Raw genomic sequence first — 12,893 nt, 5'->3', positions numbered from 1 at the left:
AGGCTATGTGAAAATCAGGATTGTTATGTCAGCGTTATTGGCATTTCCGGTGGCTGCCTGGAGTTTGCATGCTAAAGCTTCCGTTCCACCTTTATCTAACTGTGAGCTTGTGGCGCCTCCAGCGGCTTCAGGCGAAGATAGTATTCATGGAAATTTAGTTAAAGTATTTCCCCGAAGATCAAAAATTGATTCGTCATATACGGGCTGTCAGACAGTTTGGGTAAATGAAAATAAATATTGGTCCGTGTTTATGGTTGGTGTTTTCGAACGAGGCGAGCTTGTTAAAATGAGTGTTCCCAGTCGTCCTGGTGATTCAATCGAAAAATGTTTAAGGAAAGACGGTCAGCTTATAGCTGGGGATGAGGATGTATGTAGCGCTATGGAGGCATTTCCTTATAGTTCTGCCCCATCCGGTTGTTCTGTTTTACAAAGTAAAGATAAAAAAGAAAATCCCGCATGTAAATTTGATTAACTTGTTGTGTAGCTGGTAATTAAAAAGTTTTTAATTTTTGAAATATATTGGTTTGCTGCGTCTTTAGGTCGCTAAGAGTCCATGCTAATCTCGCGTTCTTGAAATTAATGATTCGGTAACATAAAAATTTGGGCCTTGTCGACACACTTTCTGTAAATCGACGTCTTGCTAAAGTCGGTAATCCTTACGTCTTTGGCGGAGCGCTCGTATTGATGGCTGCAGGCGCGCTATATGGCTATAGCGCGCTGGCGTCGTTGCATCTCCAGAACCAGCAGGATGCCGTTGAGCTGAACCGTCAGCGGGCCAGGCTCGCCAGCTCGGCAGGCCTGGCGCAACAGCATGCGGCACAGTTGCCGTCCCAGCTGTCTGGGGATATGTCGCCGCTGCTGCGGGACTTTCACGAGTTCGCCCTGCAACAGGATCTGACGGTTGCCGAAGCCCGTTATACGCCCAGCGAATCCCGCAACGATGCCGGCCTGGCCCGGAGCCGCATCGACGCCAAGGTGCGCGGCAGCTATGCGGGCGTCAAGCGTTTCACCGCCAGTCTGCTGGCGGTGCACGACGGCCTTGCGCTGGACAGCCTGTCGATCCGGCGTGGCAGCGCGGCGGACCCGAAGCTGGACGTGCAATTGATCTTCAGCCTGTATTCCCGGACCGCCCCATGAAATGGCGCCCACGAGTTGTCGCCTGGTCGGCTGTGGCGTTGGCCTGCCTGTTTAGCGGCTGGGTATGGCTGCAGGATGGTGCCGAACCAGTGCCGCCGGCCGCTGCGCGCGCGAGAACAGCGCAAGCGCCACATCCTGCGCCGGCCATCGCGCGCGCGTTCGAGCGCGAGCCGCTGGTCGATGCCGCCAACGATCCATTCAAGGTTGCCGGTCCGCCGCCGCCGCCAAAGCCGGTTGAAGCGTCGCCGCCACCGCCACCGCCCGCACCTGTGGCGCCGCCATTCCCGTACCACTATCTTGGCCGCATGCTCAGCGTCGACGGCAAGCAGCTGACCTATCTGACGCGCGGCGACGCCATGATACCGGTCCAGCTGCACCAGGTGCTGGACCAGGATTACCGAGTCGATGCCTTGTCCGATGCCGAAATCGTCATCACCTATTTACCTCTCGACGAGCGTGTACGCATCGTAGTACGCTCGGCCGAGAATTAGCCATCGCTGAACTGGAGTATGACCTTGCTGTATAGCCGGATTTTTATTGCGCGTGTTTCCACGGCCATGGCGTGTTTGCTGCTGGCCGCCTGCGGTGCGCAGTCGGTGCGCTCCGAAGCCGAGGCATTGATCAACAAGGGCAGCTACGAGAAGGCGCTCAAGACGTATGAAGACGGTTTGCAGCGTTATCCGCAGAATGTCGAGCTGCGCTCTGGACTGATCAGCGCACAGGAAGCCGTGTTCGGACGCCTGCTGAAGGCGGCCACCGAGGCGCGCGCCACGGGCAACGACGCCAAGGCGGAAGAGATCACGCAGCGCGCGCTGGCGATCCGGCCCAACGACGAACGCGCCAAGTCCATGCTGCTTGATATCGCCCGCGACCGGCGCCAGGCCGCCGCTGTCGCCAGCGCCAGGGAACTGCTGGCAAAGGGTTTCGTCGAACGCGCGACCATCGTGATCGAAGCCGGGTTGAAGGACTCGCCGCGCAGCCAGGAACTACTGGCCATGCAGCGCCAGATCGAGCTGGAGGCGCGGCAATCGGAGCTGGGCGGCGCGCGTCTGGCGGAGATGCGCCCGGTGTCGCTGGACTTTCGTGAAGCGAATCTGCGCATGGTGCTGGAAGTCCTGACGCGCAACAGCGGCGTCAATTTCGTCATCGACAAGGATGTGCGCCAGGACCTGCGCACCACCATTTTCATGCGCCAGAGCCGTCTGGACGATGCGCTGGAACTGCTGACCACCACCAATCAGCTGACCTACAAGGTCATCGATCCCACCACGGTGCTGATCTATCCCAAGACAGCGGAAAAGATACGCGAGTACCAGGACCTGATGATACGCGCGTTTTACCTGTCGAACGCGGACGTGCGCCAGACCGCGCTGCTGCTGAAAAATATGCTCAAGATCCGCGAGCCGTTTGTCGATGAAAAGATCAACCTGATCGTGATTCGTGAAACGCCGCAGACCATCCGTCTGGCCGAGCGCCTGGTGTCGCTGCAGGATCAGGCGGAGCCGGAAGTGATGATGGAAGTGGAGGTGCTGGAAGTGAAGCGCACCAGCCTGACGGAACTCGGCATCAAATACCCGGACGGTCTGACGTTGACGCCAATTGCGCCACCGGGCGGTTACACGCTGGGGAATTTTCATACACTGAACCGCGACAACATCGGCGTCACCGTGCCGTCGGTGACCCTCAATCTGCACCGTGACGTCGGCGACGTCAACATCCTCGCCAATCCCAAGATCCGCGCGCGCAACCGCGAGAAGGCCAAAATCATGATCGGCGATAAGCTGCCGGTGGTGACCACCACCGGCAATGCCGCCAATAGCAACTTCCTGTCCGAATCGGTGCAGTATGTTGACGTCGGCCTGAAACTGGACGTCGAGCCGAATGTTTATCTGGATGACGAGGTGGCGATTCGCGTTGGTCTGGAAGTCAGCTCGCTGGTGCGCGAGGTGAAGACGGCTGCCGGTTCGCTGGTGTACCAGATCGGCACGCGTACCGCCAACACGGTGCTGCGCCTGAAGGACGGCGAAACCCAGCTGCTGGCTGGCCTCATCAGCAACGAGGAGCGTATGAGTGCCTTGCGGGTGCCCGGCGTCGGCGACTTGCCCATGCTGGGACGTTTGTTCGGCTCGCAGCGCGACGATAATCAGCGTACCGAGATCGTGTTGTCGGTGACCCCGCGCATCGTGCGCAACATCCGTCGTCCTGACATCAACCAGGTGGAATTCTGGTCCGGCACCGAGAACGATGTCCGCAGCCGGCCGCTGACCCTGGGCGCCAAGCCGCCCGCGGCCGCAACGCCGGCGACCGGCGCCCCCGCCACCGCCACCGCCACCGCGCCGTCGTTACCGGCACCCGTGATGACGCCGTCGCAGGACGCGGCGCAGCCGGCGCCCGCGCAAGCGCCGGTAACGCTACAGCTGCAGATGCCGGGTGAAGTCAAGGTGGGCGAGATTTTCGCGGTGCAGGTCAACGTCAGATCCGGCTTGCCCTTGCGCGGCATGCCGGTGCAGCTGGAATTTTCGCCGCAGTTCCTGCAGGTGATGGATGCCGAAGAAGGGGCATTCTTCAAGCAGGATGGCGTTGCGGTCAGCAAGACCAGAACGCTGGAGCAGGCCGTCGGCCATGCCGCCATGTCGGTGCTGCGCAATAGTATGGAAGGCGCGCAGGGCAGCGGTACGGTGGCGGCGTTCCGCTTCAAGGCACTGGCAGCGGGCGACGCCAGCATCAACCTGATATCGGCCAAGCCGGTATCCAGCGTCACCGTGCCGCCGCCAGCCATGCCGGCTGCCGGCAAGATCGCCATCAAATGACGTCGATGAATGGCCAGCGCGCACGCGGCTACACCATCATCGAAATGATGGTGGTGATGGCGGTGCTCGGCCTGCTGGCCACCGCCGCCATGCCGCTGACGGAGCTATCCAGCCGACGCAACAAGGAGCGTGAGCTGAAACAGGCGGTCTGGGAGATCCGCCACGCCATCGACGCCTACAAGCAGGCCAGCGACAGCGGACGCATTCCCCGCGCGGCCGGTGGTAGCGGCTATCCGCCATCACTGGCGGCGCTGACCGTGGGCGTGCCGGACCAGCAGGATAACGGCCGGATGATTTACTGGCTGCGGCGGGTGCCGCGCGATCCGTTTTCCGCCAAGGGCATCAGCGCCGAAGCCGGCTGGGGATTGCGCAGCTATGCCTCCACACCGGACGAGCCCAGGGCCGGCGCCGACGTCTTCGACGTCTATTCAAAATCAGAGGAGGTCGGCATGAACGGCATGCCGTATCGCGCATGGTGAGGACGCGCGGCTTCACGCTGATCGAACTGCTGGTGGTGATGGCGTTGATCGGACTGCTGCTGTCGCTGTCGGTGCCGCGCTATTTCGGCCACGTGGAAAAGGCCAAGGAAACCGTGCTGCGTCAGGATCTGGCCATGATGCGCGATGCCATCGACAAGCATTTCAACGACCAGGATGTCTACCCCGACACGCTGGAACAGCTGGTCGAGCGCAAGTACCTGCGCAAGATTCCGCTGGACCCGGTCACGGAGCGCGCCGACAGCTGGGTCATTATCGCGCCGGACAAAAAAGGCGCGGGCAAGGTCTTCGACGTGCGCAGTGGCGCCCAGGGCCAGGCGCAGGATGGGAGTGCGTATGCATCCTGGTAAGCGCAGCCAGTCGGGCTTCACGTATGTGATTGTGCTGGCCGCGTTGGCCATTTTCGGCATCGGCCTGGCAGCGGCCGGAACGGCGTGGAGCAGCACGGCGCGACGCGACAAGGAAGAGGAGTGGCTGGCGATCGGCGCCGCCTATCAGAAGGCGATCGGCGACTACTACACGCAAAGTCCCGGCTCTCCGCGTAACTATCCACGCACGCTGGACGACCTGGTGGAAGACCGGCGCTTCGCAGGCACCAGGCGTCACCTGCGCAAAGTCTACGGCGATCCGCTGAACCACAACAAGGAATGGGGCATCGTGCCTGCGCCGGATGGCGGCATCGCCGGCGTGTACAGCCTGAGCGAAGCGGAGCCGCTGCGCGTCCGCTTGGGCAAGCACTATTCCGACTGGAAGTTCGTCTATCAGGCGGCGCCATAAACACATGAATCTAGCCTATGCAATTTATCGTTCGCACCTTTGATGCCGCCAGCGCCGCCTATGCCGAGCGCACGGTGGACGGCGACAATCCGCAGGACGTGCAGCGCGCGCTGGAGCGCCAAGGCCTGACCGTGCTGTCGGTGACGGCGCCAGCACGCCGCATCAGCTTCGCACGCGCCGCCCAGTTCGACGTGGTGCTGTTCTGCGACGAGTTGCGCACGCTGCTGTCGTCCGGCATGTCGCTGGTAGAAGCGGTGGACACCCTGAGCGGCAAGCAAAGCAGCGGCGACAAGCATGCGGTGCTGCTGGAGATCCGCCAGCATCTGCTGGAAGGGAAGCCTTTTTCCAGTGCGCTGGAATTGAACCGCTACGATTTTCCGGTGCTGCTGATCGCGTCGGTGCGCGCCAGCGAACGTTCCAGCCGCATCGACCACGCGCTGGAAGAATTTGTCGCCTACGAAAAGGTAGGGCGTGAACTCAGTAAAAAAATCGTCAGCGCCGCCATATATCCGGTGATGGTGGTGGGATTCGGCATGCTGGTCAGCCTGTTCATGCTGTCCTATGTGGTACCGCGCTTTTCCCGCGTCTACGAGGACTTTGCCCATGGCATCAGCACGCCGACGCTGATCTTGATACGGATAGGCGCGTTCTTCGACGCCCATCTGCCGCTGGTACTGGCGGCGCTGCTGGCAGTGATGGTGGCCCTGGTGCTGGCTTATCGCAGCGGGACGCTGAAAACGGTGGCCTTGCGTTTGCTGGGCCGCTTTCAGCTGGTTCGCCATCATCTGCGGCTATATCAGCTGTCGCGTATTTTCCAGACCCTGGCCATGCTGCTGAAAGGTGGCTTTACGCTGAGCGACGCCATGCCGCTGGCACGCGAACTGGCGTTCGACGCGCGTTTGCGGCGCCAACTGGATGGCGCCCGGCTACAGGTCAACGAGGGGCGGCGCATGAGCCAGTCCTTCGCCGAGCAAGGCTTGACGGACAATGTCACCGTGCGGCTGCTGCAGGTGGGCGAACGCTCCGGCAACCTCGATAAGACCATGGAAATTATCGCCCAGACCTATCGCCAGGAACTGATGTTGTTCATCGAACGCACCACGCGCATCGCCGAGCCGCTGCTGTTGATGGTGGTCGGTGTCATGATCGGCGCAATTATTATTTTGATGTACATGCCGGTGTTCGATCTGGCGGGAGGAGTGTGATAGTGAATCTGGAAACCGACCGTGCGCGCGCTGCAGCATACGGCTTGCGCTGTTTTTCCTTGCAGGAGCTGTGCGCCGCACCACCGCAGCTGCAGCGTATCGGTTTTACCGATTGCATCGGCCGCGGCATCTATCCGCTGGAGCAGGGTGACGGGCTGCTGTTCGTGGTCGCCCAGCCGTGGGATGAACAGCAGCTGCAATGGCTGTCCAACCGCACCGGCCTGTATCCTGAACTTGGATGGGCAGCGGCGGCGGATATCCAGGCGGCGCTGGAAGAGGCGCAGAGCCGCATCAAGGCTTCCAGCCAGTTGGGGCAAGGCGGGACGCTGCCGCATGCTGGCGTTGCGGATGGCGGCAACAGCATTTCGCTGGAGAGCATAGAGCGCAGCGGCAGCGTGGTGGTGCGCTTTGTCGATTCGGCGATTTATGACGCCTGGCGCGCGGGCGCCAGCGACATTCACTTCGAATGCGACCGGCGCGGTGTGCGCGTCAAACTGCGGCTGGACGGCGTGCTGGTGCCGGCGGCCGACATGGCCGATGTGCAGCGTGCGGAAGAAGTCATCTCCCGCATCAAGGTACTGGCGCAGCTGGATATCGCCGAGCGCCGGGTACCGCAGGATGGCCGTTTCCGTGTCACGCTGGGGCAGCGCGAGCTGGATTTCCGTGTCTCGATCATGCCCAGCATTCATGGTGAAGACGCGGTAGTTCGCCTGCTGGACAAAACCCAGTTGCGCGACGAGACGGACGTGATTTCGCTGGCCAGCCTGGGCCTGGACGAAGACGCCATGGCGCGCATCCGTCGCCTGGCAAAAAAACCGCATGGCATGCTGCTCGTGACAGGCCCCACCGGCAGTGGCAAGACCACCTCGCTGTACGCGGCGCTGTCCGAAATCCGTACCGAACAGGACAAGATCATTACCATCGAAGATCCGGTTGAATATGAGCTGCCTGGCGTGCTGCAAATTCCCGTCAATGAAAAGAAGGGGCTGACTTTCTCGCAGGGCTTGCGTTCCATTCTTCGCCATGATCCGGACAAGATCCTGGTGGGCGAAATCCGCGATTCGGAGACAGCGGAAATCGCCGTACAGGCGGCGCTGACTGGCCACCTGGTGTTCACCACGGTGCACGCCAACAGCGTATTCGATGTCATCAGCCGTTTTGCGCACATGGATATTGATCTGTACAGCGTGATGTCGGCGCTGAACGGGATCGTGGCGCAGCGCCTGATCCGGATTAACTGCCCGCGCTGTACCCAGGCCGACGTGGCCGATGACGCCTTGCTGGCGCGCCTGGAACGCGCTGGCGTGGTGGCCGGCGAGGTGCGGCTGCAGCGCGGCTGCGGCTGCGAGCATTGCCGCCATACGGGATACAAGGGACGGCGGGCCATCGCCGAAGTGCTGCCGGTGGACGATCATTTACGTGCCATGATCCTGCGCCGTGCCGACGTCGCCGACATCAAACGCTACGCGCTGGATTTGCAGGTGCGGCCCCTGAGTTTGCGGGCGCTCGACCTGGTGGCCAGCGGCGTCACCACCATCGACGAAGTGGAACGGGTGGTGGATTATGAATGAGGTGCTGCACCTCCATCTGACGGCGGGGCGGGCCAGTCTGCGCCTGGAGTCCTTGCTGCCATGGCAGCGGCGGCTGACCGATTTGCCGCCGCTGTCCTGGGATGTCCGCGATCCGGCCACACTGGCATTGCCCGACTTGCCGGCACGTGCCATACCGGCCATCGGACCGCTGCGGCGTCGCCTGCGTGTTTATATGGGCGCTGCGCTGTGCAAGCTGCTGATGGCAGCCATGCCGCCGCAAGTGGCGTCGCCAGTGGAGCTGGAAGCGGTCGCCATGGCGCTGCTGGCGCGTGAACTGGGCCTGGCGCCAGCGGAATGGACTTGCACAGTCGATCGCGCCGGTGACCATGTAGCCAAGTCGGTGATATGCGCGATGCCGCTTGCCCTGCTGGCGCAACTGCGTGCGCTGGCGGCACATCATGACCTGGTACTGGAGTCGGTGCGGCCGCTGGCTGGCGTGTTGTGGAACGCGGCTAGCGCCGATGCGCAATGGCGTGCAGGTGAGCTGCGCGCTTTGCTCGTTGTAGAGGACGAGGTGCTGGTGTCGCTGACCGGCACCGGGACGCAGATGCTGTCCGCGCTGATATTCCCGCACCGCGGTGAAACGCTGGTGTTGGAACGCGAGCTGAATCGTCTCACGCACGGCACACAGGCTGGCGTTGACGTGCGTATGGTGTCAACGTCATCCCGGCGCGGCATGGCCGCCGGCTATCCGCAGTTGCAGCTTGCTCTGCCACCCGGCCAGGACAGGCTCGCGGATTTCCGCGATCTATACTTTATCCAGCCAGCGGAGGCCAGCGCATGAAACTGACGCTGGAATTTATCCCACGTCGCCAGCATCCGTGGGCCTGGTATGGACTGTTGACGGTGGCGTTGACCTGCGCCGCCTTGTTTGGATGGCGCTGGCAGCTTGCGCATCAGGAATCGCTGGTGCTGCAACGTCAGCTGTCACAAGTGAACGCGCAGCTCGACGCGCGCCATCATGAAGAGCAGCGTCGCGTCGCACTCGCACCCGTGGTGCAGGCCCGTTTGAAAGCGGAGCAGCAGGTGGCAGCCGCGCTGCATTATCCCTGGAATAATGTACTGTCTACGCTTGAGCAGGCGGATACGCCGAATCTGGCGGTGCTGTCGTTTTCGCATGAACAGGGTGGCCGCAGCAGCCTGGCGGTGGAGGCGGGCGATACGGACGCGTTGATGCGCTTTGTCGCCAGCCTCAACGAAGGTGATGACGGGGAGCGCTGGTATGTCTCCGGTTATCAGGTCCAGCAGGGAAGCCAGACGGCGGTGCGGGCGACGGTGCAATCGCGATGAACGCAAGCCGCACCATCCCGCCTGTCATCACTGGTTCAAGCCAGTGCTTCCGCCGGACCGAAGAACTCATAGTGCGTCTGCGAGACCGGCACACCCAGTTCCGCCAGGTGTGATTTCACGGCCTTCATGAATGGCGTCGGGCCGAGGAAGTAGGCGTCCAGATCGCGGGTGACCGGCAGCCAGTCCGACAGCTGTTGCGGATTCAGATAGCCGGTTGCATGCGGCAGCGGTGCTTGCGTATCGGCGTTTTCGTAGCAGTAGAAGCGCTGCAGCTGCGGGTGTTTGGCCGCCAGCGCATCGATATGATCGCGGAACGCATGCACGCCGGCGTGGCGCGCGGCATGGATGAAGTGCACCGGGCGATTGCTGCTTAACGCCGCAGTCAGCATGGCCAGCGTCGGCGTGATGCCTACACCGCCACTGATCAGCACCACCGGTTTGTCGCTGTCCGCCAGCACAAAGTCGCCTGCTGGCGGGAACACGTCCAGACTGTCGCCGACGTTGACCTGGTCATGCAGGAAGTTGGACACCAGGCCACCGGGTTCGCGCTTTACACTGATGCGCAAGCTGACGCCGTTCGCTGCTGCGGACAGCGAGTACTGGCGGCGCTGCCCAGTGCCGTTGATGTTGAGCGTCAGCCCAATGTACTGGCCCGGTTTGTGCGCCACGACCTGGCCGCCATCCGCCGGTGTCAGCACAAAGGAGGTAATCTCGTCGCTCTCCACCGTCTTCGAAGCCACCTTGAAAGCACGGGCGCCGCGCCAGCCGCCTGGCGCCTGTTCGTTTTCCTTGTAGATGTTCTCTTCCGCCCCGATCAGGATCTCAGCCAGCTGGCCGTAGGCTGTAGCCCATGCCTCGATCACCGCATCCGTGGCGATTTCCTCACCCAGCACCTCGCGGATGGCCTTCAGCAGCGAGGCGCCCACGATAGGGTAGTGCTCCGGCTGGATCTGCAGCGAGACGTGCTTGTTGATGATGGTGCTGACCAGCGGACCAAGGTTTTCCAGCTTCTCGATATTCTTCGCGTACATGAGCACCGCATTGGCCAGGGCGCGTTGCTGATGGCCCTCGTGTTGGTTGGCCTGGTTGAACAGCGGCTTCACTTCCGGATAGTCGCGGAACATCGTCTGATAGAAGTGACGGGTCAGGGCTTCGCCGCCGGTTTCCAGCAATGGGACGGTGGCGGTAATGATGGCTTTATGTTCGGTGCTCAGCATGATTTCAGTCTCTCAGTGGGTTACGACGTAAACAAGTATATCATATGAATGTTTAAGCGTGCACGAAGCGCCAACGGAATCCCGTGGCGCTTCGTCAGGTGCTTAGAGGTCGAACTTCAATTCAGCAACGTAGGTCCGTTGCGGATACGGATGGAAGTTCCAGTACTTGTCGTTATTGAGGTTATCCACGCCCAGCGCCATGCTCCATTGCTGATTGAACCGGTAGCGCAGGCGCGTATCGACGGTGAAGTATTTGCTGGCGCCCATGTAGGCAAAGCCGTTGACGTCCGAATTATCCAGCGTTGAATACTGCGTGCCGCTGTAGCGCGCCGCCAGCGTGACGGACAACTGGTCGTTCACGGCATAAGTCGCCACACCGGTCGCGCGCCATTCGGGGATGCGCGGTTGCCATTTGCCGACGCTGGTTGGCGCCTTATCGTTGCGGATGATTTTGGAATCGGTCCATGTCGCGCTGGCGCTCAAGTCCAGACCGCGCAGCCACACATCATTCTGGGCGTAGGACACTTCCAGGCCCTTGGTGCGGATCAGATCCACGTTCTGGATGTTATTGACCAGGGTCTGAGCGTTGATCTGCGTGTACAGCGCGTCCGCAGTGCGTTCGCCAAACGCGGTCAGGCGCAGATAGCCGTCCACCAGTTTGCGTTCCCCGGACAGCTCCGTGGTCCAGGACTTCTCCGGCTTCAGATTGGGGTCATTGTTGGTCAGTTCGCCGGCCGCATTGACGCCGCCCTGGTACAGCTCCGATACCGTCGGCATGCGGACCGCGCGGCCCAGCGAGGCCTTGAGCACCCAGTCGTCGCTGGCCTGATAAGCCAGCGCGGCTTTCGGCGACACGTAATTCTCACTACGCTGCTGATGCGACGCGGTTGCAGCGGCATTCGAGGTCGCGCCGTCATGTGCATGCCAGTGTTCAAAGCGGGCACCCAGCACGGTCTTCCACTGCGATGCGAACTTCCACATGTCCTGGGCATACAGGCTGTTGGTTTCAGTCTTGCCCTGGAAGGCGGCGTTACGTTTGCCTGGCGCGCCGTTGATCCAGTCGTCGGTTGCATTCTCAATGCTGGCCAGCTTGTACGCTTCGCGCTGATAGCCGAATTCCGCAATATGCTCCTCGTTCGGGCGCCACACGCCCTTGGCGGAAAAGGTATTCCAGCCCGTGCCGCCCTGATTCACGAGACGTCCCTTGCCGCCCGAAAGCGCGCCGGGCAGCGCCACGGTGGCAGCGCGTAGCTGGTCCTTGTCGTAATCATAGAGGCTGGCGGCCACTTCCCAGTCGAAGACACCCCTGGTATTGGTTTTCAGCGTGAGGCCATGCATGACATGCTGCAGGTCTTCGTTGGATAGGTTGAAATCGGTGTCGTTCAGGGTATAGCTGCTGCCATTGATATTGACCTGGCCCCGGTAGACCGGCTGGCCTGAGGCGTCGCGCAGATAAGTATTCGGGCGGCCTTGCGCATCGTTGCGCCACAGCCCAAAAGTGTAGGTCGCGCGCATGGTGGGCGAGAAGTCATATGCCACCTTGGCTTTGAGCTGATCCTGCACCGTGTGGTACTGCGTGGCCGTGCCAAGCAGATACCACGGATTGTTGGTCCGGTCCCGACCCTGCACAGCGCCCGTGACAGGCACGCCGGCATTGCTGGTAGTGGTGCTGACGGCGCGGTTGGGGAAGGTGAGTGGCTGGCCGTCGCTGTCGGTGCGGTTCAGGTCCACATACCACGACCAGGCGCCATGCCGGTCGCCAAGCGCGAAGCTGCCTTGCCTGCCGTCGTAGTTATCGTTGGTGTTGTATAGCTTGAAGGGCTGATGCGTCAGCGTCAGCCTGGCGTGCGCCTCGAACTTGTCTGGCATGCGCGTGACATAGTCCACCACCGCGCCTACCGAATTGCCGCCGTAGGCAGCGGAGAACGGGCCATACAGCACATCCACGCGTTCAATCTGTTCCGGGCTGACCATGCCCCAGCGCGGCGCAAATGTCGCGCCATTACCCAGATAGTTGGACAGCAGGATGCCATCCGCATACACCATCGAACGCGCGCTGTTGCCCGTGCCCGAAGCGCGCGTGGACAGCACGGCGTGATTGTAGTCGCCGATGTAGCGCTTGCGCACCAGAAGACTGGGCAGATACTTCAATGCGTCTTCCGCATCGGTGGCGTTGATATCGCGTTCGATTTCTTCCTTGGTGATGCCTTCGATCGTGGTCGGGATCAGCGTCGGCAGCGAAGTAGGGCGGTTGCCGCTCACGGTGACCGTGCCCAGTACATGCTGGGGCGCGTCTTCAGCGTGGACGCAGGTGGCAAAGGCGGCAAGCAGCGCCAATGCCAGGGGAGACAAAGTGGTTTTCATGGGT

At 61.5% G+C, this 12,893-nt stretch carries 13 protein-coding genes; 11 read left to right on the top strand and 2 right to left on the bottom strand.

Going from position 1 to position 12,893, the window contains the following annotated elements; translation table 11 throughout:
- Positions 1-7 precede the first annotated feature (7 nt).
- The 11 genes from GTP58_RS09265 to GTP58_RS09215 all read left to right on the top strand — a co-directional run bounded on the left by GTP58_RS09265 (position 8) and on the right by GTP58_RS09215 (position 9,308).
- The gene (locus GTP58_RS09265; RefSeq protein WP_161077160.1) at positions 8-472 is read left to right on the top strand and encodes a hypothetical protein; all 465 of its coding nucleotides are present in this window, start codon (positions 8-10) and stop codon (positions 470-472) included.
- Between the two features lie 212 nt (positions 473-684).
- Positions 685-1,137 (top strand): type 4a pilus biogenesis protein PilO, encoded by a 453-nt coding sequence (gene pilO, locus GTP58_RS09260; RefSeq protein WP_229215524.1) that lies wholly within the window; start codon positions 685-687, stop codon positions 1,135-1,137.
- Positions 1,134-1,628 carry a hypothetical protein gene (locus GTP58_RS09255; protein ID WP_161077158.1) on the top strand — a complete coding sequence of 165 codons (495 nt, stop codon included), beginning with the start codon at positions 1,134-1,136 and terminating at the stop codon, positions 1,626-1,628. The genes pilO and GTP58_RS09255 overlap by 4 nt, the downstream gene beginning before the upstream one ends.
- Positions 1,629-1,646: 18 nt before the next feature.
- Complete coding sequence (locus GTP58_RS09250) at positions 1,647-3,947, top strand: FecR domain-containing protein (protein WP_161077157.1); 2,301 nt, start codon at positions 1,647-1,649, stop codon at positions 3,945-3,947.
- Complete coding sequence (locus GTP58_RS09245) at positions 3,944-4,426, top strand: type II secretion system protein (RefSeq protein ID WP_202413525.1); 483 nt, start codon at positions 3,944-3,946, stop codon at positions 4,424-4,426. Before GTP58_RS09250 ends, GTP58_RS09245 begins: the two co-directional genes overlap by 4 nt.
- Complete coding sequence (locus GTP58_RS09240) at positions 4,420-4,794, top strand: type II secretion system protein (protein WP_161077156.1); 375 nt, start codon at positions 4,420-4,422, stop codon at positions 4,792-4,794. The genes GTP58_RS09245 and GTP58_RS09240 overlap by 7 nt, the downstream gene beginning before the upstream one ends.
- Positions 4,781-5,221, top strand: a complete 441-nt coding sequence (locus GTP58_RS09235) for a type II secretion system protein (protein WP_161077155.1) — start codon at positions 4,781-4,783, stop codon at positions 5,219-5,221. Before GTP58_RS09240 ends, GTP58_RS09235 begins: the two co-directional genes overlap by 14 nt.
- A gap of 17 nt (positions 5,222-5,238) precedes the next feature.
- Positions 5,239-6,426: a type II secretion system F family protein gene (locus GTP58_RS09230; protein ID WP_161077154.1), complete on the top strand. Its 1,188-nt coding sequence runs from the start codon at positions 5,239-5,241 to the stop codon at positions 6,424-6,426.
- Between the two features lie 2 nt (positions 6,427-6,428).
- Positions 6,429-7,997, top strand: a complete 1,569-nt coding sequence (locus tag GTP58_RS09225; protein ID WP_373924717.1) for a GspE/PulE family protein — start codon at positions 6,429-6,431, stop codon at positions 7,995-7,997.
- Positions 7,990-8,802 carry a hypothetical protein gene (locus tag GTP58_RS09220; protein ID WP_161077152.1) on the top strand — a complete coding sequence of 271 codons (813 nt, stop codon included), beginning with the start codon at positions 7,990-7,992 and terminating at the stop codon, positions 8,800-8,802. Before GTP58_RS09225 ends, GTP58_RS09220 begins: the two co-directional genes overlap by 8 nt.
- Positions 8,799-9,308: a hypothetical protein gene (locus tag GTP58_RS09215; RefSeq protein WP_161077151.1), complete on the top strand. Its 510-nt coding sequence runs from the start codon at positions 8,799-8,801 to the stop codon at positions 9,306-9,308. The genes GTP58_RS09220 and GTP58_RS09215 overlap by 4 nt, the downstream gene beginning before the upstream one ends.
- A 35-nt stretch (positions 9,309-9,343) precedes the next feature.
- On the opposite strand, the gene hmpA is transcribed toward GTP58_RS09215, so the two are convergent.
- Together hmpA and GTP58_RS09205 are read right to left on the bottom strand one after the other, a co-directional pair.
- Positions 9,344-10,525 carry an NO-inducible flavohemoprotein gene (gene hmpA / locus GTP58_RS09210; RefSeq protein ID WP_161077150.1) on the bottom strand — a complete coding sequence of 394 codons (1,182 nt, stop codon included), beginning with the start codon at positions 10,523-10,525 and terminating at the stop codon, positions 9,344-9,346.
- Positions 10,526-10,627: 102 nt separating this feature from the next.
- Positions 10,628-12,889, bottom strand: coding sequence for a TonB-dependent receptor (locus GTP58_RS09205; RefSeq protein ID WP_161077149.1), 2,262 nt, complete (start codon positions 12,887-12,889; stop codon positions 10,628-10,630).
- Positions 12,890-12,893: the final 4 nt, after the last annotated feature.

This window comes from Duganella sp. CY15W (genome assembly GCF_009857555.1).
Taxonomy (GTDB): domain Bacteria; phylum Pseudomonadota; class Gammaproteobacteria; order Burkholderiales; family Burkholderiaceae_D; genus Rugamonas; species Rugamonas sacchari.
The sequence above is the reverse complement of the archived record's forward strand: the minus strand, read 5'-3'. Positions and strand labels throughout refer to the sequence as shown.

Coding starts and splice junctions, on each gene's coding strand:
- pilO (WP_229215524.1), top strand. CDS start 685: ATGGCTGCAGGCGCGCTATATGGCTATAGCGCGCTGGCGTCGTTGCAT.
- GTP58_RS09255 (WP_161077158.1), top strand. CDS start 1,134: ATGAAATGGCGCCCACGAGTTGTCGCCTGGTCGGCTGTGGCGTTGGCC.
- GTP58_RS09250 (WP_161077157.1), top strand. CDS start 1,647: ATGACCTTGCTGTATAGCCGGATTTTTATTGCGCGTGTTTCCACGGCC.
- GTP58_RS09245 (WP_202413525.1), top strand. CDS start 3,944: ATGACGTCGATGAATGGCCAGCGCGCACGCGGCTACACCATCATCGAA.
- GTP58_RS09240 (WP_161077156.1), top strand. CDS start 4,420: ATGGTGAGGACGCGCGGCTTCACGCTGATCGAACTGCTGGTGGTGATG.
- GTP58_RS09235 (WP_161077155.1), top strand. CDS start 4,781: ATGCATCCTGGTAAGCGCAGCCAGTCGGGCTTCACGTATGTGATTGTG.
- GTP58_RS09230 (WP_161077154.1), top strand. CDS start 5,239: ATGCAATTTATCGTTCGCACCTTTGATGCCGCCAGCGCCGCCTATGCC.
- GTP58_RS09220 (WP_161077152.1), top strand. CDS start 7,990: ATGAATGAGGTGCTGCACCTCCATCTGACGGCGGGGCGGGCCAGTCTG.
- GTP58_RS09215 (WP_161077151.1), top strand. CDS start 8,799: ATGAAACTGACGCTGGAATTTATCCCACGTCGCCAGCATCCGTGGGCC.
- hmpA (WP_161077150.1), bottom strand. CDS start 10,525: ATGCTGAGCACCGAACATAAAGCCATCATTACCGCCACCGTCCCATTG.
- GTP58_RS09205 (WP_161077149.1), bottom strand. CDS start 12,889: ATGAAAACCACTTTGTCTCCCCTGGCATTGGCGCTGCTTGCCGCCTTT.